The sequence below is a fragment of the Ramlibacter cellulosilyticus genome (genome assembly GCF_014297465.1).
GTDB classification, from domain to species: domain Bacteria; phylum Pseudomonadota; class Gammaproteobacteria; order Burkholderiales; family Burkholderiaceae_C; genus Ramlibacter; species Ramlibacter cellulosilyticus.
In genome coordinates this window covers 551,411-575,632 of record NZ_JACORT010000001.1, presented here as the reverse complement: position 1 = coordinate 575,632, position 24,222 = coordinate 551,411, and the positions used below count along the sequence as shown (strand labels likewise).

Annotated in this window: 28 protein-coding genes; 18 read left to right on the top strand and 10 right to left on the bottom strand. The window is 69.3% G+C overall.

The features are described from left to right. Positions 1-188 precede the first annotated feature (188 nt). The 5 genes from H8N03_RS02830 to H8N03_RS02810 form a co-directional block, all read right to left on the bottom strand. A complete protein-coding gene (locus tag H8N03_RS02830; protein ID WP_187074598.1) occupies positions 189-620 on the bottom strand; it encodes a universal stress protein in 432 nt (143 codons plus the stop codon). A gap of 7 nt (positions 621-627) precedes the next feature. Further along, entirely contained in the window at positions 628-1,335 is a 708-nt protein-coding gene (locus tag H8N03_RS02825; RefSeq protein WP_187074597.1) for a TerC family protein, read from the bottom strand. An 84-nt stretch (positions 1,336-1,419) separates the two neighbouring features. Continuing rightward, the gene (locus H8N03_RS02820) at positions 1,420-2,844 is read right to left on the bottom strand and encodes a sensor histidine kinase (protein WP_187074596.1); all 1,425 of its coding nucleotides are present in this window, start codon (positions 2,842-2,844) and stop codon (positions 1,420-1,422) included. Further along, positions 2,831-3,505 carry a response regulator transcription factor gene (locus H8N03_RS02815; protein ID WP_187074595.1) on the bottom strand — a complete coding sequence of 225 codons (675 nt, stop codon included), beginning with the start codon at positions 3,503-3,505 and terminating at the stop codon, positions 2,831-2,833. The genes H8N03_RS02820 and H8N03_RS02815 overlap by 14 nt, the downstream gene beginning before the upstream one ends. 25 nt (positions 3,506-3,530) lie before the next feature. Next, positions 3,531-4,136 (bottom strand): YitT family protein, encoded by a 606-nt coding sequence (locus tag H8N03_RS02810; RefSeq protein WP_187074594.1) that lies wholly within the window; start codon positions 4,134-4,136, stop codon positions 3,531-3,533. 244 nt (positions 4,137-4,380) lie between these two features. On the opposite strand from H8N03_RS02810, the gene hppD reads away from it, so the two are divergent. From hppD to H8N03_RS02785, 5 genes are all read left to right on the top strand, one after another. Further along, positions 4,381-5,469 (top strand): 4-hydroxyphenylpyruvate dioxygenase, encoded by a 1,089-nt coding sequence (gene hppD, locus H8N03_RS02805; protein ID WP_187074593.1) that lies wholly within the window; start codon positions 4,381-4,383, stop codon positions 5,467-5,469. 235 nt (positions 5,470-5,704) lie between these two features. Beyond that, a complete protein-coding gene (locus tag H8N03_RS02800; RefSeq protein WP_187074592.1) occupies positions 5,705-6,013 on the top strand; it encodes a hypothetical protein in 309 nt (102 codons plus the stop codon). Between the two features lie 47 nt (positions 6,014-6,060). After that, a complete protein-coding gene (locus tag H8N03_RS02795) occupies positions 6,061-6,744 on the top strand; it encodes a response regulator transcription factor (RefSeq protein ID WP_354005065.1) in 684 nt (227 codons plus the stop codon). Next, positions 6,741-7,130 (top strand): fluoride efflux transporter CrcB, encoded by a 390-nt coding sequence (crcB, locus tag H8N03_RS02790; RefSeq protein ID WP_354005064.1) that lies wholly within the window; start codon positions 6,741-6,743, stop codon positions 7,128-7,130. The genes H8N03_RS02795 and crcB overlap by 4 nt, the downstream gene beginning before the upstream one ends. 77 nt (positions 7,131-7,207) lie before the next feature. After that, a complete protein-coding gene (locus H8N03_RS02785; RefSeq protein WP_187074591.1) occupies positions 7,208-7,555 on the top strand; it encodes a hypothetical protein in 348 nt (115 codons plus the stop codon). Positions 7,556-7,559: 4 nt separating this feature from the next. Here the strand turns inward: H8N03_RS02785 and H8N03_RS02780 are convergent, their stop codons facing one another. Next, positions 7,560-8,312, bottom strand: coding sequence for a SapC family protein (locus H8N03_RS02780; protein ID WP_187074590.1), 753 nt, complete (start codon positions 8,310-8,312; stop codon positions 7,560-7,562). Between the two features lie 19 nt (positions 8,313-8,331). Beyond that, positions 8,332-9,636, bottom strand: coding sequence for a hemolysin family protein (locus H8N03_RS02775; protein WP_187074589.1), 1,305 nt, complete (start codon positions 9,634-9,636; stop codon positions 8,332-8,334). Between the two features lie 45 nt (positions 9,637-9,681). Between H8N03_RS02775 and H8N03_RS26585 the strand changes: the two genes are divergently transcribed. Both H8N03_RS26585 and H8N03_RS02765 read left to right on the top strand, forming a co-directional pair. Next, positions 9,682-10,626, top strand: coding sequence for a DUF2971 domain-containing protein (locus tag H8N03_RS26585; RefSeq protein WP_187074588.1), 945 nt, complete (start codon positions 9,682-9,684; stop codon positions 10,624-10,626). A 4-nt stretch (positions 10,627-10,630) separates the two neighbouring features. Next, positions 10,631-11,461, top strand: a complete 831-nt coding sequence (locus H8N03_RS02765) for a symmetrical bis(5'-nucleosyl)-tetraphosphatase (protein WP_187074587.1) — start codon at positions 10,631-10,633, stop codon at positions 11,459-11,461. 99 nt (positions 11,462-11,560) lie between these two features. Here the strand turns inward: H8N03_RS02765 and H8N03_RS02760 are convergent, their stop codons facing one another. Together H8N03_RS02760 and ypfJ are read right to left on the bottom strand one after the other, a co-directional pair. Beyond that, positions 11,561-12,976, bottom strand: a complete 1,416-nt coding sequence (locus H8N03_RS02760; protein WP_187074586.1) for a DEAD/DEAH box helicase — start codon at positions 12,974-12,976, stop codon at positions 11,561-11,563. 183 nt (positions 12,977-13,159) lie between these two features. After that, positions 13,160-14,026, bottom strand: a complete 867-nt coding sequence (gene ypfJ, locus H8N03_RS02755; protein ID WP_187074585.1) for a KPN_02809 family neutral zinc metallopeptidase — start codon at positions 14,024-14,026, stop codon at positions 13,160-13,162. Between the two features lie 29 nt (positions 14,027-14,055). Between ypfJ and pcp the strand changes: the two genes are divergently transcribed. The 7 genes from pcp (at position 14,056) to H8N03_RS02720 (ending at position 20,114) form a co-directional block, all read left to right on the top strand. After that, on the top strand, positions 14,056-14,724 hold the full coding sequence (gene pcp, locus H8N03_RS02750) for a pyroglutamyl-peptidase I (RefSeq protein ID WP_187074584.1): 669 nt from the start codon (positions 14,056-14,058) through the stop codon (positions 14,722-14,724). A 62-nt stretch (positions 14,725-14,786) separates the two neighbouring features. Beyond that, positions 14,787-15,638 carry a 3',5'-nucleoside bisphosphate phosphatase gene (locus H8N03_RS02745; RefSeq protein ID WP_187074583.1) on the top strand — a complete coding sequence of 284 codons (852 nt, stop codon included), beginning with the start codon at positions 14,787-14,789 and terminating at the stop codon, positions 15,636-15,638. After that, positions 15,635-16,537, top strand: a complete 903-nt coding sequence (locus tag H8N03_RS02740) for a DMT family transporter (RefSeq protein WP_354005063.1) — start codon at positions 15,635-15,637, stop codon at positions 16,535-16,537. Before H8N03_RS02745 ends, H8N03_RS02740 begins: the two co-directional genes overlap by 4 nt. A 282-nt stretch (positions 16,538-16,819) precedes the next feature. Continuing rightward, entirely contained in the window at positions 16,820-17,455 is a 636-nt protein-coding gene (locus H8N03_RS02735; RefSeq protein ID WP_187074581.1) for an L-threonylcarbamoyladenylate synthase, read from the top strand. 22 nt (positions 17,456-17,477) lie between these two features. Beyond that, entirely contained in the window at positions 17,478-18,146 is a 669-nt protein-coding gene (locus H8N03_RS02730) for a site-2 protease family protein (protein WP_187074580.1), read from the top strand. 5 nt (positions 18,147-18,151) lie between these two features. Then, positions 18,152-19,447: a tryptophan--tRNA ligase gene (locus tag H8N03_RS02725; RefSeq protein ID WP_187074579.1), complete on the top strand. Its 1,296-nt coding sequence runs from the start codon at positions 18,152-18,154 to the stop codon at positions 19,445-19,447. 73 nt (positions 19,448-19,520) lie between these two features. Continuing rightward, on the top strand, positions 19,521-20,114 hold the full coding sequence (locus H8N03_RS02720) for a response regulator transcription factor (protein ID WP_187074578.1): 594 nt from the start codon (positions 19,521-19,523) through the stop codon (positions 20,112-20,114). A 3-nt stretch (positions 20,115-20,117) separates the two neighbouring features. Here the strand turns inward: H8N03_RS02720 and H8N03_RS02715 are convergent, their stop codons facing one another. Beyond that, on the bottom strand, positions 20,118-21,533 hold the full coding sequence (locus H8N03_RS02715; RefSeq protein ID WP_187074577.1) for a sensor histidine kinase: 1,416 nt from the start codon (positions 21,531-21,533) through the stop codon (positions 20,118-20,120). 217 nt (positions 21,534-21,750) lie between these two features. Here H8N03_RS02715 and H8N03_RS02710 point away from each other — a divergent pair, with 217 nt between their 5' ends. The 4 genes from H8N03_RS02710 to H8N03_RS02695 all read left to right on the top strand — a co-directional run bounded on the left by H8N03_RS02710 (position 21,751) and on the right by H8N03_RS02695 (position 24,214). Next, positions 21,751-21,984 carry a KGG domain-containing protein gene (locus H8N03_RS02710; RefSeq protein ID WP_187074576.1) on the top strand — a complete coding sequence of 78 codons (234 nt, stop codon included), beginning with the start codon at positions 21,751-21,753 and terminating at the stop codon, positions 21,982-21,984. A gap of 209 nt (positions 21,985-22,193) precedes the next feature. After that, positions 22,194-23,207 carry a non-homologous end joining protein Ku gene (gene ku / locus H8N03_RS02705; RefSeq protein WP_187074575.1) on the top strand — a complete coding sequence of 338 codons (1,014 nt, stop codon included), beginning with the start codon at positions 22,194-22,196 and terminating at the stop codon, positions 23,205-23,207. Between the two features lie 13 nt (positions 23,208-23,220). Continuing rightward, positions 23,221-23,724, top strand: a complete 504-nt coding sequence (locus H8N03_RS02700; RefSeq protein WP_187074574.1) for a hypothetical protein — start codon at positions 23,221-23,223, stop codon at positions 23,722-23,724. 28 nt (positions 23,725-23,752) lie between these two features. Continuing rightward, positions 23,753-24,214 (top strand): BON domain-containing protein, encoded by a 462-nt coding sequence (locus H8N03_RS02695; RefSeq protein WP_187074573.1) that lies wholly within the window; start codon positions 23,753-23,755, stop codon positions 24,212-24,214. The last annotated feature ends 8 nt before the right edge of the window (positions 24,215-24,222 follow it).

Sequence of the window (24,222 nt, the reverse complement as noted above, 5' to 3'; positions counted from 1 at the left end):
GCCATGGTGCCGCAGGATGGGGCAGGCGAGGGGCGGGATTGACCCGAGAGGGAGCGGACATCCGAACGCAAAGGGCGCAAAGGAATCGCAAAGGACGCAAAAGGAAGAGGAACCCCTTGCAGGATGTTCTTTTGCGGCCTTTGCGTAACCTTTGCGTCCTCTGCGTTCGGATGTTGGGGTTCTTGGTCCTACGACCCGATCACCTGGTACGCATTGCCCGGACCGAGCAAGTGCCGCACCTGTTCCGCCAGCGAACCGAAGACCTTGCCTGCGAGGCTCGGGCCTTCGTCGCCGAAGAGGATGCGGTCGCAGCCGAACTCGCGTGCGGCCTGGGCGATGGTCTCGGCGCTGCGGCCGATCAGCACGGTGCTGGTGTACGGGACGCCGGCCACGTCGAGCAGGCCCTGGGCGAACTTCAGTTCCTCGGCACCCTGTTCCAGCTGCATCGCCTGCAGCTCCCGCGTGCCGAAGAACATCGCCACGTGCCCCGTCAGGCGGGGCTGCACCCGCACCAGCCGGATGGCGACGAATTCCTCGCGCCAGATCCGGACGGCGGATTCCACCGCCGAGCGCGTGCGCGCCGGGCTGTGGGGATCCACGGCAACGAGCAGCTGCCGCATGGTGCGCTCAGGCAGCCGGTTGGTCGGCGGCGCGGCCTTCTTCGGCGTGACCGCCGCGGCTCGCGAGCCACTTGCCCACCAGGACCACGATCACGGCACCCGCGAGCGGCGCGGCGTAGTGCAGCCAGTGGATGTTCTCGATGTAGCCCTTGACGGCGGGGTCGCCGATGGCCATTTCGCCTGCCACCCAGCCCAGCAGCGCGGCGCCGGCGGTGATGATGACCGGGAAGCGCGCCATCAGCTTCAGGATGATCTGGCTGCCGAAGATGATCAGCGGGATGCTGATGACGAGGCCCAGCACCAGCAGCGGCACGTTGCCCTTGGCGGCGGCGGCCACGCCGATCACGTTGTCCAGGCTCATCACGAGGTCCGCGATGATGATGGTCTTGATCGCGGCGGCGAGGCCCGAGTTGCCCTCGATCTCCTCGTCTTCGTCGTCGCCCTTGAGCAGGCCGATGCCGATCCACAGCAGCAGCGCCGCGCCGATCAGCTTGAGGTAGGGCAGCGTCAGCAGGTACACCGCGAAGAAGGTGAGGATCACGCGCAGCACGATCGCGCCGACGGAGCCGAAGATGATGGCGTTCTTCTGCTGCTTGGGCGGCAGCGAACGGCAGGCCAGCGCGATCACGACGGCGTTGTCGCCGGACAGCACGATGTTGATCAGGATGATCTGGCCGAGAGCGATCCAGAACTCCGGCGAACTGAGAAATGCCATGGTGTCTCCTCGTAAGCGAAAAAGGGCTCCCGGGACGTCGCCGTCCCGAATGCACCGAGGCTACGAGGCTGGGCTGACAGGCTCCTAGACGGCAGCTTTCAGCCCGCTTACAGTCGCGCGCTCGTCTTCCGATGGCTGGAAAAAGACGCTGAAGGTGTTGCCGACCCCGTCGATGTCCTCCTCCAGGCTGATGCGTGCGCCGTGCAGCGTGGCGATCTCGCTCACGATGGCGAGGCCGAGGCCGCTGCCGTCCTCCTGCGTGCCGAGCAGGCGGTGGAAGCGCTCGAAGATGCGCGCGCGTTCCTCCACCGGGATGCTGCGGCCGTCGTCGCTGATCGCCAGCTTGCACTGGCCGTCGGCTTCGCGGCTCGTGCGCACGGTGACGCGGCCGCCCTCCTGGCTGTAGCGGATCGCGTTGTCGATGAGGTTGTTGATCAACTCGCGCAGGCGGTCCTGGTCCGCGGCGATCGTGAGGGGGTGCTCCACGCCTTCGAAGCCGAGGTCGATGTTGCGCTTGATGGCGTGCGGCACCCAGTCCATGCTCACCTCCAGCGCGAAGGCGTGGAGGTCCAGCGGTTGCAGCTGCACGGTGTCCAGCGCACCCGGTTCGTTGCGCGCCAGCGAGAGCAGCTGGCGGACCAGGCGCGAGAGCCGGTCCGCGCTGATGTAAAGCTGGGCCAGCGAATGGCGCACGCGCTCGGGATCGTTCTCGCGCAGCGCGAGCTCGATCTGCGCCTTCAGGCCGCTCACCGGCGTCTTCAGCTGGTGCGCGGCGTCGGCGACGAAGCGGTTCTGGAAGTCGAAGGTCTTGCCGAGGCGCGCCATGAGTTCGTTGACCTCGTCGACCAGCGGACGCACCTCGCCGGGCACGTCGTGCGTGTCGATCGGGCTCAGGTCCAGGTGCGAGCGCCCGGCCACGGCACGGCGCAGGCGCTGCAGGGGCTCCAGCCCGCGCGACACGCCGAACCACACCACCAGCGTCGCCATGACGATCAGCAGCAGCTGCGGCAGCACCACGTTGGCGACCATCTCGAACGCGAGGCGCGAACGCTTGTTCAGGGTCTCGGCCACCTGCACGGTGACGAGCGGGCCGCCCGCCGTTTCGCCGATCGGCATGCGGGCGGCGATCATGCGCACCGGCTCGCCGTGGAATTCGTCTTCGTAGAAGCGCGGGTCCGTGCCCGGCGACGCCGCCTTGCGGATGGTCGCGTCGCCACCGAGCAGGGTGCCGTCCGCGGCATCGACGCGGTAGAAGAGGCGGTCCTGCGCATCCATCAGCAGGATGTCGGCGGCGGCATCGGACAGTTGCAGGCGGGGCTGGCCGTCCTGCTGGTGCACGTGCAGGACGATCTCGCGCGCGATCTCGTGCAGCGCGCGGTCGTATGCGAGGTTGGCGAAGCGCTGCGACACCCAGTAGGCGGCGGCGGTGTCCAGCACCAGCAGCACCAGCAGGGGCCCCAGCAGCCACGCGAGCAGCTTGCGCTGCAGGCGCGGCTCAGTCTTGCGCATCGCCCCGCTCCATCAGGTAGCCCATGCCGCGCACGGTGCGGATCTCGCATCCCAGCGGCTCGAGCTTGCGCCGCAGGCGGTAGACGTAGACCTCGATCGCGTTGTCGCCGACCTCGTCGCCCCAGCCATAGAGGTGGTTCACGAGCTGCTCCTTGCTGACCACGCGGCCTTCGCGCATCAGCAGCAACTCCAGCACGGCGAGCTCGCGCGGCGACAGTTCCAGCGGCTTCTTGTCGTAGAAGACGCGGCGGCCCACCGTGTCGAACTTCAGCAGGCCGTGTTCGAGGTAAGGCGTGGAATTGCTGCCGCGCCGCAGCAGCGCGCGCACGCGCGCCTCGAGCACGGGCAGGTCGAAAGGCTTGGACAGGTAGTCGTCGGCGCCGAGGTCGAGCCCGCGCACCTGGTCCTCGGTGGTGTCGAAGGCGGTGAGCATCAGCACCGGCATGGTGGACTTGCGCCCGCGCAGCCGCTTGAGGACTTCCAGGCCCGAGAGGCCGGGCAGGCCGATGTCCAGGATCGCGAGGTCGTAGATGCCCAGCGCCAGCGCGCGGTCGGCCTCCTCGCCGGTGGCGACGTGGTCCACCGCATGGGCGGACTGCACCAGCGCGCGCGCGAGCGCGTCGGCCAGCACCTTGTCGTCTTCGACCAGGAGGATGCGCATGGGAGCGGATGCTACCCGCTCGGCACTAGCGCGTCCGGCGGTGGTTCCAGACCAGGACCAGGTTCAGCATGCCGACCGCGAGCACCGAGAGGGCGAAGCGCCGCAGGTCGCCCGCGAACCAGGCGCCCGCGAGCACGATCATTGCGTCGAACGCGAGCTGCACCTTGCCGGTGGACCACCCGAAGCGATCCTGCAGCCGCAGCACCAGCACGTTGAGGCCGCCGAGGCTCGCCCCGTGCCGGAACAGGATCAGCATGCCGACGCCGCACAGCAGGCCGCCCAGCACCGCGGCGAGCACCCCGTCCACCTGCTGGACGGCGATCGCGCGCGGCAGCCACCACGAGAGCGCCGCGAGCAGGCTCACCGCGAGCAGCGTGCGCACCGTGAACGCCTTGCCCAGGCGCAGCCAGGCCAGCGCGTAGAACGGCAGGTTGACGAGGAAGAGCGTGGCCCCGAGGTCCACGCCGCTCGCATAGTGCAGCAGCAGCGCGATGCCGACCGTGCCGCCGGGCACCAGGCCCGCCTGCTGCATCAGGAACACGCCGAACGCGGCCAGCAGCGTGCCGGTGGCGAGCCCCTGGGCGTCGTCCGCCAGGCGTTGCGGGTGGTGCGGGAGGGACAGGGCGGCCATGGTCCGATGATGGCCTTGCCCCGGCCGCGCACCTTGACGCACGTCAGGACCCGGCGCATCCGGGCCGCAAAGGGTTTAGACTCGGCGCGTGATGCCCGGCTTCGCCCTCTTCATCGGTGACCACCTCGCGCGCAGCGTGCGGGGGATCCCGGGCGCGCCTCCTGCCTAGGCCGTCGTTCCCGCGCGGGCGGGAACCCAGGGCACGCGCACCGCGCGTGGTTCTTCCCTCTTGCAGGAGTTCCCAATGGCTGATCTGTTCGACAACCCCATGGGCCTGTGCGGATTCGAGTTCGTCGAATTCGCCTCGCCGACCCCCAACGTCCTGGAGCCCCTCTTCGAGAAGATGGGCTTCACCCTCGTCGCGAAGCACCGCTCCAAGGACGTGCTGCTGTACCGCCAGGGCGACATCAACTTCATCGTCAACCGCGAGCCCAAGAGCTTCGCCGGCTACTTCGCCGCGGAGCACGGCCCGTCCGCGTGCGCCCTCGCCTTCCGCGTGCGCGATTCGCACAAGGCCTACGAGCGCGCGCTGGAGCTCGGCGCACAGCCGATCGAGATCCCGACCGGTCCGATGGAACTGCGCCTGCCGGCCATCAAGGGCATCGGCGGCGCGCCGCTGTACCTGATCGACCGCTTCGAGGACGGCAAGTCCATCTACGACATCGACTTCGAATGGCTGCCCGGGGTGGAGCGCCATCCCAGGGGCGTGGGCCTGAAGGTGGTGGACCACCTCACGCACAACGTCTACCGCGGCCGCATGGCGCACTGGGCGGCGTTCTACGAGAAGCTGTTCAACTTCCGCGAGATCCGCTACTTCGACATCAAGGGCGAGTACACGGGCCTCACGTCCAAGGCGATGACCGCGCCGGACGGCCTCATCCGCATCCCGCTGAACGAGGAGTCGGGCAAGACCTCGGGCCAGATCGAGGAGTTCCTGATGAAGTTCAGCGGCGAAGGCATCCAGCACGTCGCCCTGCTCACGGACAACCTGCGCGAGACGGTGGACCAGCTGCAGATGGCGGGCGTGCCGCTCATGACGGCGCCCAACGACATCTACTACGAGATGCTCGAAGAGCGCCTGCCGGGCCACGGCCAGCCGGTGCCCGAACTGCAGGCGCGCGGCATCCTGCTCGATGGCGATACGTCCACCGGCAAGCCGCGCCTGCTGCTGCAGATCTTCAGCGAGACGCTGCTGGGCCCGGTGTTCTTCGAGTTCATCCAGCGCGAAGGCGACGACGGCTTCGGCAACGGCAACTTCAAGGCGCTGTTCGAATCGCTGGAGCGCGACCAGATCCGCCGCGGCGTGCTGCAGGTGGAGAACGCCGGCGCGTGAATCTTCCGCGCGCGCGTCGCGGCCGCCAAACGGCTGTGGCACGCGCAGGACGGCTCCACGGCGCAGGCAGCCCTGCGGACTAGGCTCTTGCACGGACTTGGAGGACGGTTCGCACGCCGCCTTTCCTACAGGGTGGTTTTCGCCCCGGCCCCACCATGGCTCCCACGTAGCGCAGACCTTCAGTCTTCATCCCGTAGCTGGCGATGCGCTCAACCGAAGAACCGTGGAGTCCAACATGAAAGCCGTCGTCTTCTGCGCTGCCTTTGCCGCCTTCGCCGCGGCGCCTGCCTTCTCCCAGGACCTCATCGCCCGCCAGGGCGACGACTCGGTCCGCCTCTCGGAAGATTCCTGCAAGAGCGAGCTGGTGATCAGCCGCCTCGAGCCCGGCATGGCCGAACAGTTCCGCGCCGCCTCCGCGATGTTCCAGGGCCAGCGCTTCCAGGCCTGCTGGCGCATGATGGGCAACGCCGCGTACCTGATCTACGAAGACGGCGACCAGGGCATCATCCCCGCCACGGAACTGAAGCCCGAGCTCTCCGCCTGAGCCCGCGGTAACACGGCTGCTGCCGTGCATCGTCTATCCTCGGGGATGTGACGCGCGCACTGATCGTCGAGGATGACCCCACCACTGCCGCCGCCCTCTCGGGGCTCGTGCGGCGCCACCAATGGCAGGCCGAGGTCCGCGAGGACCTCGAGTCCGCATGGAACGCCTTGCGCGAAGGGCCTTTCGACTTCGTGCTGCTGGACCTGAGCCTTCCCGATGGCGAAGGCACCGACCTGCTGCAGAAGCTCAGGCGGGCCCCGGCCGGCCTGTGGCCGGACCCGAAGACACCCGTGCTCGTGATCTCCGCCCGTTCGCAGCTGCGCTCGCGCCTCAGCGCGCTGGACCTCGGTGCCGACGGCTACATCATCAAGCCGGTGCACCTCGAGGAAGTCGGCGCGGTGCTGCGGGCCCTGCTGAGGCGCCGCACGACGATCTCCGCCGGCCAGATCAGCTGGCGCGACATCGTGGTGGACCCGACCAGCCGGTTCGTGCAGCGGGCCGGCCAGGCGGTGGAACTCACCGAGCAGGAATTCGCCGTGCTGCTGGCGCTGCTGGAAGACCGTCCGAAGGCGCTGAGCCGCGCCGACATCCAGGCGCGCAGCGGCAACCGCGTGAGCGACGGCGGCGCCGTCGAAGTGCACGTGCACCACCTGCGCCGCAAGCTCGGCGACGGCGTGATCCAGACCGTGCGCGGCGTCGGCTATCGCATCGCCGAGGACACGCCCGCGTGAGCGGCGTCCCGCTGCTGTCGGTGCTCGCGGTCGGCGCCGGCGCCGCAGTGGGTGCGCTCCTGCGCTGGGTGCTGGCGGTGCGCTTCAATCCGCTGTGGCCCGCGCTGCCCCTGGGCACGCTGATCGCGAACCTTGCGGGCGGCTATGCGATCGGCCTGGTGCTGGGATGGCTGGCGCAACATCCTGAATTGCCCGCGGAGCTGCGCCTGTTCCTGGTGACCGGCCTGCTGGGCGGCCTCACCACCTTCTCCACCTTCTCCGCCGAAGTCGTCGCTCACCTCCACGATGGCCGGCTGCTGCCCGCCTTGCTCGTGGCCGGGACGCACCTCGCCGGTTCCTTGCTGCTCACCGCGCTCGGCTTCGCCACGGCGAGAGCTCTGTCGTAGCACGTAGGAAATCGGACTAGAACGCGCGGCGCCAAACACCTAGCGGGCAGTGCTCATCCATGGGTGACACTGTTGGCATGCTCACATTGTCGCTTCGCGGGTTGTTCGGAGCCAAGCGCAAGGAAGCTCCCGGCAGCCCCTTCCAACCCACCGCTCCCGCCACCGGCCTGCACCGGCGGCCGGGTGCCGACCTCATCTTCCGCATGAAGTCGTGGCCGCAGCTGCCGGAGGACGGGCGCACCGCGGACATCTACCGCGTGCTCTCGGTGATGAGCCACCAGCCGGTGAACCGCCAGTACCTGCTCGCGCGCTGCCGCATGGCGCCGCAGCAGCTGGACAAGCTGCTGATGAAGCTGGTGCAGGAAGGCGCGCTGGAAGTGATCGACCCCGCCCGGTTCGCCGGCCGCGAGGCACGCGCCGCCTGAGCTCCTAGGACGCCGGCTGGGGCGCGGGCTCGATCGTGCTCTTGCGCTCCGCCATCCGGTCCACCAGCCGCTGCAGGTTGGACAGCGATGCCAGGTGCATCGAGACGAGGTGCAGCTCGCCGCTGCGGAACAGGGACAGCGCCGCCGCGTCGGGCAGCGCCAGCAGCTTCTGCTCGTCGACGACCATCAGGCCGTCGATGGTGAAGGCGCGCCCGTCGGTCAGCTTCGCCTGCGCGTTCATTTCCTTCAGCAGGCCGTCCTGCTCCAGCCGTTCGCAGAAGGCGAGCGTGCGCACGTGCTCGCGCTGGTAGCGGGTGAGGAACTCCAGCGCGTTCTTCAGGAAGGGCGTCTCCTGCCCCTGCTCGTCGAAGAGCGCCTCGCCCTCCTCGATGTTCCAGCCCGCGAAGGCCTCGTCCACGCACACGGCGAGCGACTGGCCCGGCATCTCCGCCAGCACGAAGGGATAGCGGCGCACGAACGCAGGGACGTAGCGCGCGTCCCAGGCTTGCTGCGCGTCGACGAAGAGGTTCTCGCCGGCACGCAGCCCGAGCAGCGCCACCGGCACCACCGGGCCTCCCGCCGTGCGGGTGAAGACGATCGCGTACTCCTTGGCGGCTTCGCCGAATTCCGCGGCGGCGAGGGCCACCGAGTGCGTCTTGCGCGCGAAGCCGAAGCCGGTGGCCGGCTTCACGCGCCGGCGGCGATGCCGCTCGCGATCGAGCAGCACGGGTCGTTCGTAGTAAGCCGGTTGCGCCATCTCGTCCCTCCTCGCGTCCTCAGTCGCCCGCCGCCGCATCCGCGGGTTCGGGCACGGCCTGCGCCAGCACCTTGTCGATGCGGCGGCCATCCAGGTCCACCACCTCGAACACCCAGTCGCCGCAGTCGATGCGCTCGCCGGGCGCCGGCAGGCGGCCGGACACGGCCATCAGCAGGCCGGCCAGCGTGTTGTAGCGGCCCTTGTCCTCCTCGGGCAGGTCGCGGATCTCCAGCCGTGCCTTGAGTTCGGACACGGGCATCAGGCCGTCCAGCAGCCAGGAGCCGTCCTCGCGCTGCGTGGCCCAGGCCTCGTCCTGCTGCGCGGGCTGCAGCTCGCCGGTGATCGCCTCCAGCAGGTCGTGCGGCGTGATGAGGCCCTGCACGATGCCGTATTCGTCGACGACGAACACCAGGCGCGCGGCCTGGATGCGGAACTGCTCCAGCAGCTCCATGCCGCTGAGCGTCTCCGGCACGAACGGGGCGGGCACGGCATGCGGCTCGATCGGCCCTTCGTGCGAGGGCCCCAGGGAGATGAGGCGCGAGACGCTCACGACGCCCACGACGTCGTCGAGCGAGTTGCGGCACACGGGGTACCAGGAGTGCGCATCCCCCTCGCCCGCGCGCGCGAGCGCCTCGCGCACGCTGGTGGAGGCATCGAGCCACTGCACGTCGCCGCGCGGCACCATCATCGAGGTGAGCGGGCGGTCGTCGAGGTGGAACACGTTGCGCACCATCTGGTGCTCGTGCTCCTCGATCACGCCGGCTTCCACGCCTTCCTCCAGGCTGTGCTGGATCTCCTCCTCGGTCACGGCGCGGGCGCGCGTGTCGATGGCGAGCACCTTCAGGATCGCCTGCGTGGAGGCGGACAGCACCCTGACGAACGGGCCCGCGGCCCTGGAGAGCCAGCGCATGGGCCGCGCGACGGCGCGCGAGATCTGCTCGGGGTAGATCTGGCCGATGCGCTTGGGCACCAGCTCGCCGAAGATGATCGTGACGTAGGTGATGATGGCCACGACGATCGCGGTGGCGGCGATGCCCGAGGCCTTGGCCGGAACGCCCCATTCGCGCAGGCTCATGGCGAGCCCTTCGCTGAACGCGGCCTCGCCGATGATGCCGTTGATCACGCCGATGGACGTGATGCCCACCTGCACCGTGGACAGGAACTGCGTCGGCTGGTCCAGCAGCTTCAGCGCCGCCTGCGCACCGCCGTCGCCTGCCTCGGCCATCGACGCCAGGCGCGCGCGCCGGGTGGAGGCCAGCGCCATCTCGGACATCGCGAAGAGGCCGTTGAGCAGCGTGAGCAGTGCGATCAGCAGGAAATCCATGAATCGGGACAGAATCGGAGCAACGCACTTTATCCCAAGCCACCCGTGCCCGACGAAACCCTCCGCCCGGTGCTCTGGTCCGACATGCAGCACGAGCCCGCGCCCGGCGCGCTGCCGCTGCTGGCCCACTACACCTCCATCGGCACCCTGGAGCGCATCGCGCAGACCGGCGAGATCTGGTTCTCCAACCCGCTGTACATGAACGACGTGGACGAGCTCCGCTACGGCATGAACCTGGGCCTGCACGCGGTGCGCAGCCACACGGGGCTGCGCGAGGCCTGCCCGCCGACGCACTACAACGCCCTGCTCGATGCCTTCGACGAGCTGTATTCCGCGTTCGACAGCGACTCGGCGTTCGACGTGTACGTCTTCAGCTGCTCCGAGCACGACGACGAGATCGGCGACGACGGGCTGCTGTCCATGTGGCGAGGCTACGGCGGCGACGGCAACGGCGTCGCGATCGTGTTCGACATGGGCCCGCTGCTCGCGGCGCGCTCCCCGCTGCTGGTGCGGCAGGTGCAGTACCTCTCGTACGAAGCGAGCGAGGCGTGGATGGACCGCAAGCTGCAGCAGTTCGCGCACGCATTGCAGCGCGCGGGCGGTCCGGTCACGCAGATGAAGGCCGCGGCCGATGCGCTGTTCGAGCGCATCAAGCTGTTCGCGCTGTTCACGAAGCACCGCGGCTTCCACGAGGAGCGCGAGTGGCGCATCGTCTACCTGCGCGAGCTGGACCGCGAAGGGCTGTTCACGCAGCAGCTGCACTACGCCATCGGCTCGCGCGGCATCGAGCCGCGCCTGCGCTTCACCACCGACGCGCTCGGGACGTCCACGCAGCTGCGCCTGGAGCAGATGGTGCGGCGGATCATCCTCGGCCCCGTGCTGGCGACGCCGCTCGCGCTGCGCTCCGTCGTGCGCATGCTGGAGCTGTACCAGCCCGCGTGGGCCGACCGCGTGGCGCGTTCCAGCACGCCGTACCGCTCGCAGCGCTGAAGCGATGGCGTCCTACCTCGTCGGCGACATCCAGGGCTGCGACGCGCCCCTCGCGCGCCTCCTCGCGAAGATCGGCTTCTCCCCGAGCCGCGACACGCTGTACCTGCTCGGGGACCTCGTGAACCGCGGGCCGTCCTCCGCGGCGGTCCTGCGGCGGCTGATGGCATACGGCGACGCGGCGCACTGCCTCCTGGGCAACCACGACCTGAGCCTGCTCGCGGTGGCGCACGGGCACCGCGCGCCGCACCGCAACGACACGATGGACGACATCCTGCAGGCGCCGGACCGCGAGGCGATGCTGGACTGGCTGCGGCACCGCTCGATGGCGCTGCTGGCGCACGGCGTGCTGCTGGTGCACGGCGGCGTGCTGCCGTCCTGGGACGTGCGGCAGGCGCTGGCGCTGGCGAGTGAAGTGGAGGCGGTGCTGCGCGGGCCGGACCTGCCCGGCTTCCTTGCGCGCATGTGGGGCAACCAGCCGGATCGCTGGGACGACGCGCTCACCGGCGCGGACCGGCTGCGCGTGATCGTGAACGCGCTCACGCGCCTGCGCTTCTGCACGCCGGAAGGCGCGATGGACCTGAAGGCGTCCGGCCGCCTGGACCAGGCGCCGCCCGGCATGCTCGCGTGGTTCGACGTGCCGGGGCGCAAGACGGCGGGCGTGCCCATCGCGTTCGGGCACTGGTCGACGCTGGGCTACCTGCGGCGGCCGGACCTCATCGCGCTGGATACGGGCTGCGTGTGGGGCGGGTGCCTGAGCGCGCTGAAGCTGTCCGCGGATGGACGGCACGAGCTCATTCAGGAGAAGTGCGAGCAGGCGCAGGCGCCGGGGGAGTAGAGGCGGATCGCTGGGGTGCGCTTCGCGCAACCCAGCCTACGAACGCACGCAGCCAACGTAGGCTGGGTTGCACGAAGTGCACCCCAGCACCACGCCCGTTCAAGTCGTGGACTTGAACAGCGCCGCCACCTTGCGCTTCGTCTTGATGTTCGCCGAGACGCGGCTGCTGGCCGGCTTCGCGTTGGCTTCCCACGCGGGCACTTCCTCGCGCGCGGGCGGCTGGTAAGGCTGGTCGAAGAAGGGGTCCTTGGGTGCCGGCGCGGCGCGCGACTCGCGGCGGCGCTCGTCCCAGGAGCGCTGCGGGCGGTCCTCGTCGTCCTGCTCGCGCCAGGCGCGGCGGCCGTCGTTGATGCGGCCGCGCGGACGATCCTCCTCGAACTCGATCGGCTCGATCTCGAGCTTGCGCTTCAGCAGCTTCTCGAGGTCGCCCACCAGGCGACCGTCGCCGGGCGACACCAGCGTGACCGCCAGGCCGGAAGCGCCGGCGCGGCCGGTGCGGCCGATGCGGTGCACGTAGTCCTCGGCGTTGAAGGGCACGTCGAAGTTGAACACCGCCGGCACGTCCTTGATGTCCAGGCCGCGCGCGGCGACGTCGGTGGCCACCAGCAGGTCCACTTCCCCCTTCTTGAAGGCGTCCAGCGCCTTCAGGCGCTCGTCCTGGCTCTTGTCGCCGTGCAGCGCCGTCGTCTTGAGGCCTTCACGCTCCAGCGAACGCGCGAGGCGCGCGCAACCGAGCTTGCTGTTGACGAACACGAAGGCCTGCGTGATCCCGCGCTGGCGCACGACCTGGCGCAGCGCGCGGCGCTTGTCGTCCTCCGGCACGCTGTAGAAGTGCTGTTCGACGGTGGAGGCCGTCGTGTTGGGCCGGGAGACCTCGATGGTCACCGGGTCCTGCAGGTAGCTCGCGGCCAGCCGCTTGATCTCGGGCGAGAAGGTCGCGGAGAACAGGAGCGTGGTGCGCTGCTTGGGCAGGTACGACAGGATGCGCTGCAGGTCCGGCAGGAAGCCGATGTCCAGCATGCGGTCCGCTTCGTCCAGCACCACGTACTCCACCTGGTTCAGGACGGCGTTCTTGGCCTCGATGTGGTCCAGGAGGCGGCCCGGCGTGGCGACCAGGACCTCGACGCCGCGCTTCAGTTCGGCCGTCTGCGGCTTCATGTCCATGCCGCCGAACACCACCGCGCTGCGCAGGTTGGTGTGCTTGGCATAGAGCTTGACCTGCTGGGCCACCTGGTCCGCGAGCTCGCGCGTGGGCAGCAGCACCAGCGCCCGGACGGGGTGCCGCGCGGGCGAGGTGGAGGCGTTCTCGTGCTTCAGCAGGCGTTGCAGCAGGGGCAGCGAGAAGGCAGCCGTCTTGCCGGTGCCGGTCTGCGCGGCGCCCATCACGTCCTTGCCGGTGAGGACGACGGGGATCGCCTGCGCCTGGATGGGCGTCATGGACTCGTAGCCCATCTCGGCAACGGCCCGCGCCAGGGGCTCGGCCAGGTTCAGTTTGGAAAAGGCGGATTCGGACATCAACCTCGTATTGTCGCACTGCCGCAAAAAGCGTGCCGGAGGTCAGAAAGCGGGGGCGGACATCCGAACGCAAAGAGCGCAAAAGATACGCAAAGGACGCAAAAGAAGACCTCGAAGGTTTTCCCTTGGATTTTTTGCGTCCTTTGCGAAACCTTTGCGCCCTTTGCGTTCGGATGTCCGTCTTCAGAGACTCCGCGCGCTGAACGTATCGCACGACTTCACGCTGCCCGTCTGCAGCCCGGTGGAGAACCACTTCTGGCGCTGCGCGCTCGTGCCGTGCGTGAAGCTTTCCGGCACCACCGCGCGGCCGGAGGCCTGCTGCAGGGCGTCGTCGCCGATTTTCTGGGCGGCGTTCATCGCTTCCTCGATGTCGCCCTGCTCCAGGACGTTGCGCGCACGCTGGGCATGGTGGGCCCAGACGCCGGCGAAGCAGTCGGCCTGCAGTTCCAGCCGCACGCTCATCGCGTTGCCCTCGGCCTGCGAAGCGCGCGCCCGGGCGCGGTCGACCTGTTCGGTGATGCCCAGTTCCTGCTGCACGTGGTGGCCCACCTCGTGCGCGATCACGTACGCCTGCGCGAAGTCGCCGGGCGCGCCCAGGCGGGACTTGAGCGTGTCGTAGAAGCTCAGGTCGATGTAGACCTTCTGGTCGGCGGGACAGTAGAACGGCCCCATCGCCGCCTGGCCCGCACCGCAAGCCGTGCGCACGGCGCCGCGGAAGAGGACCAGCTTCGGGTCCTGGTAGGTGGCGCCGCCCTGCTTGAAGAGCTCCGTCCACACGTCCTCGGTGTCGGCGAGGACGGTGGAGACGAACTTCGCCTCCTGGTCGTTGGCCGGCGGCGCGGGCGCGGGGCCCTGCTGCTGGGTGACCTGGCCGCCGCCCGTCATCATGCCCAGGAGCGTGAGTGGATTGACGCCCAGCAGCGCGCCGCCCACGAGCGCGATGACGAGCGTGCCGATGCCGATCGTGCCGCCGCCGAGGCCGAAGCCGCCGCCGCCGCCGCCGCGCATGTCTTCGACGTTGGATGATTCCCGGTTGCCTTCCCAGCGCATGGTCGTTCTCCGTGCTGTAGAGTGGTTCGATGCTATCGCCCCCAAGCACAGCCGTTCGTAGTCCTTCGTCCGTATTGGTTACCGGGTTCGATCCCTTCGGCGGGAGCGCCGTCAACCCCAGCTGGGATGCCATCCATGCCCTGAACGGGCGGGAGATCGCCGGCCACCGCATCGTCGGCGGTGAAATCCCCACCGTCTTCGGCACCTCCCTCGGGCGCCTGCAGGCACTCATGGAGCAGCACCGGCCCCGCCTCGTGATCTGTACCGGCCAGGCGGGGGGCCGCCCGGCGATTTCGCTGGAACGGGTGGCCATCAACGTGAACGATGCACGCATCCCGGACAACGTGGGCGCCAAGCCCATCGACGTCCCCATCGTCCCCGACGGCCCGGCCGCCTACTTCACCAGCCTGCCGATCAAGGCGATGCTGAAGGCGCTGCTCGATGCCGGCGTGCGCGCGGAGGTGTCGCAGACGGCCGGCACCTTCGTCTGCAACCAGACCTTCTACGGCCTGATGCACCTGCTCGCCCGGCCCGAATGGCAGGGCGTGCGGGGCGGATTGATCCATGTACCGTGGCTGCCGGAGCAGGGCCAGCCCTCCATGCGGCTGCAGGAGCTCGTGCGCGGGCTGGAGATCGCGATCACCACCGCCCTGTCCACGACGCACGACATCCGCAAGGAAGCGGGTGCATTGAACTGACCCGTGCTCAGTGAATGCACCCGTCCCGGCGCAGGCCGGGACCTCGTCGATAGAATCGGTCCGTGTCCATCCTCAACGCCGACCTCCACTGCCACTCCGTGGTCTCCGACGGCACGCTGCAGCCGGAGGTGCTGGCGGCGCGCGCCGCGGCCAACGGCGTGGAGCTCTGGGCGCTGACGGACCACGACGAGATCGGCGGCCAGCACCGCGCCGCCGCCGCGGCGCGCGAGCACGGCATGCGCTATCTCACGGGCACCGAGATCTCCGTCACCTTCGCGGGCGAGACGGTGCACATCGTCGGCCTCGGCTTCGACCCCGACGACCCGCAGATGAAGCGCGGGCTCGAGGAGACCCGCGGCGGCCGCGGCGCCCGCGCCCACGAGATCGCGGCCGGCCTGGCCCAGGTGGGCATCAAGGACGCCTACGAAGGCGCCCTCAAGTACGTCGGCAACCCCGAGCTCATCTCGCGCACGCACTTCGCGCGCTTCCTGGTGGAGACGGGCGTGTGCAAGGACACCCCCGAGGTGTTCCGCCGTTACCTCGTCGAGGGCAAGCCGGGCTACGTGCCGCACCGCTGGGCCTCACTGAAGCACGCCGTGCAGTGGATCACGGATGCCGGCGGCATGGCCGTCATCGCCCACCCCGCCCGCTACAAGTTCACGGCCAACGAGGAGTACGCGCTCTTCAGCGAGTTCAAGGCGCACGGCGGGCGCGCCGTGGAGGTCGTCACCGGCAGCCACACGAGCGCGGAATACGTGAAGTACGCGGCGACGGCCAAGGAGTTCGGCCTCGCCGCATCGCGCGGCAGCGACTTCCACAGCCCGGACGAGAGCCACACCGACCTGGGCCAGCTGCCCTACCTGCCGGGCGACCTGACGCCGGTGTGGGAGCTGCTGGCCGACCGCATCCAGTGACGGCGGAGACCGCCGCCCCCGCCCTTCGCAAGCCGCACGCGCTCGCGGGCATCGCGCTCGTCATCGGCGCCAGCGCCTGCTTCGCGGCGCTGGACACCACCACCAAGTGGGTCAGCGCCTCGGTGCCGCTGCTCATGGCGCTGTGGTTCCGCTACCTGTTCCAGGCGGTCGCCACCACCGCCCTCGTGCTGCCGCAGCGCGGCTGGCGCATCTGGCGCACCCGCCACCTGGCATGGCAGGTCGTGCGCGGGCTGCTGCTGCTCACGAGCAGCTTCCTCGCCTTCCTGTCGCTGCGCTACCTGCCGGTCGGCGAATTCACGGCCATCGTCATGATCACGCCGCTGGCCATCACGCTGCTGGCCGCCACGCTGCTCAAGGAGGCGGTGACGCCGCTGCGCTGGGTGCTGGTGGCGGGCGGCTTCCTGGGGACGCTCGTCATCATCCGGCCGGGCCACGGCAGCTTCGGCTGGAGCAGCCTGCTGCCGCTGGCGCTCGTGGCCAGCAATGCCTGGTTCCAGGTGCTGACCAGCAAGCTGGCGCGCACGGAAGACCCCGTCACCATGCACCTGTACACGGGCTGGACGGGGACGCTGGTCGCTTCGGTGCTGGTCCCTTTCGTGTGGACCCAGGTCCCGGACCCGTGGCTGTGGGCCGGCATGTGCTTCATGGGACTGATGGCCACGATCGGCCATTTCGCGCTCATCCTGGCGTACTACCGAGCGCCCGCCGCCACGCTGACGCCCTATCTCTACAGCCAGATCGCCTTCGCCATGCTCGGCGGGTTCCTCGTGTTTTCGCACGTGCCGGACCACCTGTCCCTCGCCGGGATCGTCATGATCGCGGTTTGCGGCGCGGCCGGCGCCTGGCTCACGGTGCGTGAGCGGCGCGCGGCCCCCTGAAGCCCTTCACTGAAAATCCGCTGAAGCGGATTTTTCAGTGGCCTGAATGGTGAGGAGGGGCCCGGCAAAGCCGGATCCCCTCCTCAAGGCGGACCGGCCTGCGCGATGCTCCGTCCGGTCCACGTGCCGCTGCGCGGGATTGATTCGGTGTTTCGAGGATTGCGCGGAATAACATGCAGCGCGATCCCACTTGCGAAGAGGATCCGGCTCTGCCGGTCCTCTTCGCACTGATTAGGCAACTCTGAAAAATCGCCTCTGGCGATTTTTCAGAGTTAACTGACCATGGCGCAATACTTCGAACTGCATCCGGAGAACCCGCAGCCCCGCCTGCTGAAGCAGGCGGTGGCCGTGATCGCGGGCGGAGGCGTCGTGGCCGTGCCCACCGATTCGAGCTATGCGATCGCCTGCCACCTGGACGACAAGGCGGCCGCCGACCGGCTGCGGCAGATCCGCCGGATCGACGACAAGTACCACCTCACCCTCCTGTGCCGCGACCTGAGCGAGCTGTCGAACTATGCCCGCGTCGACAACCGCCAGTACCGGCTGCTGAAGTCGGCGACGCCGGGGCCGTACACCTTCATCCTCGATGCCACGCGCGAGGTGCCGCGGCGCGTGAGCCACCCGCAGCGCAAGACCATCGGCCTGCGCGTGCCGGACCACCGCGCCCTGCAGGCGCTGCTGGAGGCGCACGGCGCGCCGCTGCTCGCGACGACGCTCATGGGCCCCGACGACCACGAGCCCCTGAACGACCCCGACCAGATCCGCGAACGCTTCCAGAAAGTGCTCGATGCGGTGATCGGCTCCGGCCCCTGCCCGGACCAGCCCACGACGGTCGTCGACCTCACGCCGATGGACACGGGCGGCGATCCCGTGCTGGTGCGCCCGGGCCGCGGCGACCCTTCGGTCCTGGGCCTCTGAACCGGTCTGAGACAATGGGCGGGTGGACTTCAACAACCTGATCCAGACCGTCCTGATCTACGCGCTGCCGGTGCTCTTCGCGATCACCGTGCACGAGGCGGCGCACGGCTACGTGGCGCGCCACTTCGGCGACAACACCGCGGCGATGATGGGGCGCGTCACGCTCAACCCGATCAAGCACATCGACCCCATCGGGACCATCCTGATGCCGCTGATGCTGTACTTCGCGACCTCGGGCGCCTTCCTCTTCGGCTACGCGAAGCCGGTGCCGGTGAACTTCGCTCACCTGCGGCACCCCAAGCGCGACATGATCTGGGTGGCCCTCGCGGGGCCGCTCTCCAACTTCGTGCAGGCCATCCTGTGGGCGCTGGTGTTCACGCTGCTCACGGCCTTCGGCATCAACGAGCGCTTCTTCCTGCTGATGGCCAAGGCCGGCGTGCTGGTGAACCTGGTGATGTGGGCCTTCAACCTGTTCCCGCTGCCGCCGCTCGATGGCGGCCGCGTGCTGGTCGGCCTGCTGCCGCCGCGGCAGGCCTACGCCTTCTCGCGCATCGAGCCGTGGGGCTTCTTCATCGTGCTGGGCCTGGTGCTCGCGGGCATCGTGAGCACGTTCTGGCTCAGCCCGCTCATCTCCGTCGGCTACACCATTCTCGGCTGGCTCCTGTCCCCCTTCCAATTCCTGCTGTCCTGACCCGCATGAGCGCCTCCGTCGTCCGCTATCTCACCGGCATCACCACGACCGGCACGCCCCACCTGGGCAACTACGTCGGCGCGATCCGCCCCGCCGTGCAGGCGAGCCGCCGCGCCGGCACCGAGAACTTCTACTTCCTCGCCGACTACCACGCGCTGATCAAGTGCGACGAGCCGGCGCGCATCCAGCGCTCCACGCTGGAGATCGCCGCGTGCTGGGTCGCGGCGGGGCTGGACCCGGAGCAGGTCTTCTTCTACCGCCAGTCCGACATCCCCGAGATCACCGAGCTCACCTGGCTGCTCACCTGCGTCACCGGCAAGGGCGTGCTCAATCGCGCGCACGCGTACAAGGCGCAGGTGGACAAGAACACGGCCGCGGGCGTCGACGTCGATGCCGAGGTGACCATGGGCCTGTTCATGTACCCCGTGCTCATGGCCGCGGACATCCTGATGTTCAAGGCGCACAAGGTGCCGGTGGGCCGCGACCAGGTGCAGCACCTGGAGATGGCGCGCGACATGGCGCAGAGCTACAACCACCTCTATGGGGAGCACCTCGTGCTGCCCGAGGCGCAGGTCGACGAATCGGTGGCGCTGCTCCCCGGCCTGGACGGCCGGAAAATGAGCAAGAGCTACGACAACGTGATCGGCCTGTTCGCGCCGCGCGAGCAGGTGCGCAAGCAGATCTTCTCGATCGTGACCGACTCGCGCGCGCCCGGCGAGCCCAAGGAGACGGAAGGCTCCGCGCTGTTCCAGATCTACCAGGCCTTCGCCACGCCGGAGGAAACGCAGAAGCTGCGCCAGCAGTATGCGGCGGGCATCGCCTGGTCCGACGCGAAGCAGATGCTGTTCGATCGCATCGACGCCGAGATCGCGCCCATGCGCGCGCGCTACGAGCACCTGGTGAACCATCCGGAAGAACTCGAGCGCATCCTCCAGGCCGGCGCGGCCAAGGCGCGGCAACGCGCGACGCCGCTGATGCGCGAGCTGCGCGAGGCGGTGGGCCTGCGCAACCTCGCGACGCTGGCCGGCGGCGCGAAGAAGGAGAAGGCGAAGGCGGCCTTGCCCAGCTTCAAGCAGTACCGCGAGAGCGACGGCCTGTTCTACTTCAAGTTCGTCGACGCGCAGGGACGCCTGCTGCTGCAAAGCAGCGGCTTCGCCTCGCCGAAGGAGGCCGGGCAATGCATCGCGGGCCTCAAGGCTGCGCAGGCGCTGCCGCCGGGGCTGCCCGCCGCCACGGCCGACGGCGTCGATGCCGGGCAGGTCGTCGCGGCGCTGCGGGAACTGGCGGAATCCGGGAACTAAGGAATTAGCACGGACGTCTGCATGGCGAAAGCGCTATGCTTGCTTATCGTTCCCTGACAGAAAACCTCGCAATATGACCCTCTACGTCATCGACGACCATCCGCTCATGCGCGAGGCCGTCGTGATGCTGCTGCGCCGGATGCGTCCCGGCGCCGAAGTCGTCGAACTCGATCGCCTGGGCGGCGTCGAGGCCGCGGTGCGCCAGCACGGCGTGCCCGACCTGATCACGCTGGACCTGAAGCTTCCCGACACCACCGGCACCTCCGGCGTGCACGAACTGAAGAAGCGCTTCCCCGAAACGCCGCTGGCGGTGCTGTCCGCATCGCCCGCCGCGGACGCGGAGGAAGCGTGCATCGAAGCCGGCGCCGACATCTACATCGAGAAGTCCTCGGGCGGCCAGGAGATCGGCAACGCGCTGCGCGCGCTGCTGTCCGCCGACGGCCAGTTCGAGGAGCTCGCCCCCACGGACAGCAAGCTGTCCAAGCGGCAGAAGCAGCTGATCGTGATGCTCGATCGCGGCCTCTCCAACCGCGAGATCGCCGACGAACTCGGGATCAGCGAGCACACGGTGAAGGTGCACCTGTGGCGCCTGTTCCGCCGCCTCGGCGTGAAGAGCCGCACGCAGACGATCCACTACGCGCGCACGCACGGCCTGCTGGGGGCCTGACCCTCACTCCCGCGGCGGCGTCATCTGCGCGAGCGAGCTCATGGTGCGCTCCGCCGCGGCGCGCGCATCGGTGGGCAGCAGCAGCAGCCGGAACACGCTCCCCCGCCCCGGACGCGACTGCAGCGTCAGCGGGTGCCCCAGGATGTGCGTGAGCCGGCCCACGATGTAGAGCCCCAGGCCGAAGCCGTCCTCGGTGCCCGCATGCGTGGGCACCTTGTAGAACTCGCGGAAGATCTCGCGCTGGTGCACCGGCGCAATCCCGACGCCCGTGTCCCACACGTCCACCCGCAGGCCCTGCGCGGTGACGCGCGAGGCGACGAGCACGCCTCCCCGCTGGGTGTACTTCACCGCGTTCGAGATCAGGTTGCCGACGATCCGCTGCAGCAGGATCGGGTCCGACTGCGCCGTCCCGGGCCGCACGCGCATGCGGAACTGCAGGCCCTTGGCCTCGCACAGCGGCCGGTACTGCACTTCCAGGTCGCGCAGCAGCTTGGCCACGTCCACCGGTTCGATGTTCAGGCGCACCTTGCCGGAATCCAGTCGCGCGAGGTCGAACAGGGAGTCGAACAGCTGGTTGACCGCCTTGGTGGACTCCACGATCTTGGGCGCGAGTTCGTGCACCAGCTCCGGCTCGGTCCCGAGCCAGTCCGCGTAGAGGCCCAGCGCGTGCACCGGCTGCCGGATGTCGTGCGCGGCGCTCGCGAGAAAGCGGTTCTTGATCTCCACCGCGTCCAGCGCCGCCTGCGTCTGGCGCGTCAGGGACTCGATCAGCTGCGAATTGCGGAACTGCAGCTCGAAGTTGCGCCTGTGCGTCTCGTGCAGTTGCTGGCCCGCGTGCCGCAGCACCTGCCAGAACACCAGCAGCAGCACCACCAGCCACCAGTGGTACGAAGGCCCTTGCAGCCGCAACTCCACGCCCATGCGCCAGGCCATGACGGCGAGCGCCGTGACCGCCATGGTGTCGATGTACCCGCGCATCGTCGCGAGCTGGCTGGAGAGGCTGTTCGCCGCGATCATCGCGAGGCCCGCCATCGTCAGCCAGCAGATGAACTGGTCGGCCAGCGAGGACCGGTCGAAGTACAGGAGGGTCGTGATGCCCCACGCGAGCGCGGACGCCGGCCAGAAGAGGCGATAGCGCCGGAAGAACGCCAGGTGTTCGTCGGTACCCTGGTGTACCACCTCGCGCTGGTAGCGACGCAGGATCCACCAGCGCCACGCGGCGACCCCGAGTCCGAGCAGGACCCACGCGGCGAGCCACGCGGGAGACACGTCGGCCCACAGCACGCCGACGATCACCGCCATGAGCACGAGGGACAACCACTGCGCCTGGCGCTGCGTGCGCATGAGGCCGCGAACGAGTTCCCCTTCCACCCAGTGGGCCTCCGAGAACGTGGGCGCCGGCAGGGTCTCCGATTTCATGGCCGCGAGTCTAGGCGATCGCCCATCGCAGCTTCCTGCATGCCCCGCGCGCCCGCAGGAGGGCACCGACATAGCTAGAGGCATCGTCCTACAAGACGCGGCGTGCAAAGCGAACAGACTCTGCCGTTGCGTTGACCTGACTCCCCTTAGCCGGCAGCGCACACCCTGGACACGGGCGCCTGCCCACTTTCGTGAGACCAACCTAGACGAGGACCCCATGGATTCCCAAACCGCCCACGACACCGACAACGTCAAGCCCGCTCCGAAGAAGTCCCTGCGCGGTTTCGCTGCAATGGACCCGCAGCGCCAGCGCGAGATCGCCAGCCTGGGTGGCCGCGCGGCCCACCAGAGCGGCCACGCCCACGAATTCACCAGCGAGGAAGCCCGTGCCGCGGGCAAGAAGCGCCACGCGCGCGCCGCTGCCGCCGCTGCAGACGCCCCCCGCGCCTGACCCGGCCCGGGACGCGGCCGTCCGGTGACGGACCCGCGGCCCCCGTCCGAACCCCTCCGCCACGCCGGCCAGGCTCCCCCGCCTCGCCGGCGTCTGCTTTTCCGGGGCGCCCGCCGCGCAGTGGGCACGCGCCTACAGGACGCACGGGGCGCGTCCGACAGTGCACGGCCGTGCACATTCGCAAACTGGCCGAAACATTTGCACGCAACATGGCAGACACCCAAGGCATGGCCAGGACGTCGACGCGCTCCCTGTGGAAGGGCGCGATCACCTTCGGGCTGGTGCACATCCCCATCGGCCTGTACTCGGCGACCGAGGAAAGCGACGTCAACTTCGACTGGCTGGACCGGCGCACGCTGGACCCGGTCGGCTACAAGCGCATCAACAAGCGCACCGGCAAGGAGATCGACAAGGAGGACGTCGTCAAGGGCGTGGAGTACGGCAAGGGCAACTACGTCGTGCTCTCCCCGGACGAGATCGCCGAGGCCTATCCGCGCACCACGCAGACGATCGAGATCGAGGCCTTCGTCGACATCTCCGAGGTGCCGTTCGTGTACCTCGAGAAGCCGTACTACACCGCCCCGATCAACAAGGGCGAGAAGGTCTACAAGCTGCTGCGCGAAGCGCTGAAGGAAACCGGCAAGGCGGGACTGGCCCGCGTGGTGATCCACAGCAAGCAGCACCTGGCCGTGCTCCTGCCCTGCGGGCCGGCGCTGGTGCTGAACCTGCTGCGCTGGGGCGGCGAGATCCGCTCCTGGGAAGACCTGCCGCTGCCCTCGGAAGGCAAGACCGGCATCAAGGACGCCGAACTGAAGATGGCGCGCAGCCTCATCGCCGACATGAGCGGCCACTGGAGCGCGCAGGAGTTCCGCGACAACTTCCACGACGCCATCATGAAGCTGGTGGAACGCAAGGCGAAGGCGGGCGACACGGCGCAGGTCGAGCCGCTGGAAGAGGCGCCCGAGAAACAGGGCGCCGACGTCATCGACCTCACCGAGCTGCTGCGCCGCAGCCTCAAGGGCGGCGCCAAGGCCGCGGCGCCGGCGTCCACCCGCAGCGGCAGCAGCGGGGGCCGGTCCACGGCCACTGCGAAGCGCTCGCACAAGTCGGAGGAGCACGCCGTCGCGGCCGCCAAGCCGCGCAAGCGCAGCACCGCCAGCAAGACCACCACCACCCGCAGCCGCACGCCCGCGAAATCGGCGCGCACCCGGCGGGCGGCCTGAGCCCGGAGGTCCCATGGTGATGACGACCTACCTGGCCGCCTGGCTGCTCCTTGCCGTGGCCGGCGTCGCGGTCCTGAGCTGGTTCCTCGCCCGCCACCGGCGGCGCCACGACCTGCGCCGCGACCAGGCCGAACAGCTGCTGCAGGCGCTGAATCGCTACTCCGAATGGGTGTGCGCCCAGCGCCTGGCCGCCGTGTTCCAGGGCGAGGGCCCCGAAGCGGCCGCCGCCCTGGACACCGCGTGCACCATCCGCCTCGCCTGGTTCCCGGAACTGGCGGGCGACATGGCCGAACTGCTCGCAGTGCACAACCGCCTGATCAACTTCCTCGGCACCCAGCAGGCGCTGTGGCTACGCGACCCGGAGCACTGGCTGGAGTCCGAGCACGACAAGCGCTTCATGGCCTTGTGGCGCCAGCACCGCTACGCCCTGCAGGCGCTCCTGGACAAGCTGGAGACGGCCGCCAGCGTCCGCATCACCCCTGCCGCCGCGCCCCGGCGCCATACGACCTATGCTTGATTCCCCGGAACGCGACTCGGAGGACGCCATGAACAAGCCGCTCGCCACCCTCGGCGCGGCCGCCGCGGGCGCCCTGGCCATGTACTACCTGGACCCGGACCTCGGCGCGCGCCGCCGCGCCCTGCTCGCGGACCTCGTGCGCGGCGGGCTGCCGGGCGAAGCCAGGCGCGTCGGCCGCGGCCGGCTGGCGCGTCGCGCGCCCTTGCAGGTGCCTGCCGGCGATCCGCGCAGCGACGCCGAACTGCGCGACCGCATCCAGCAGGCGCTGGACCGCATGGTGAGCCACCCGCGCGCGCTGCACGTGGCGGTGGAGGAAGGCGTCGTGCGCCTGTCCGGCCGCGTGCTGGCCAGCGAGCGCGAGGGCGTCGCGGCGCAAGTGCAACGCATGCCCGGCGTGCGCAAGCTGGTGAACGCCACCACGGCGCACGACGACCCGCAGGAGCTCACGGGCCGCCGCGCCCCCGTTCCCCTGGGGACGGCAAGCCGCTAGCATCGGGC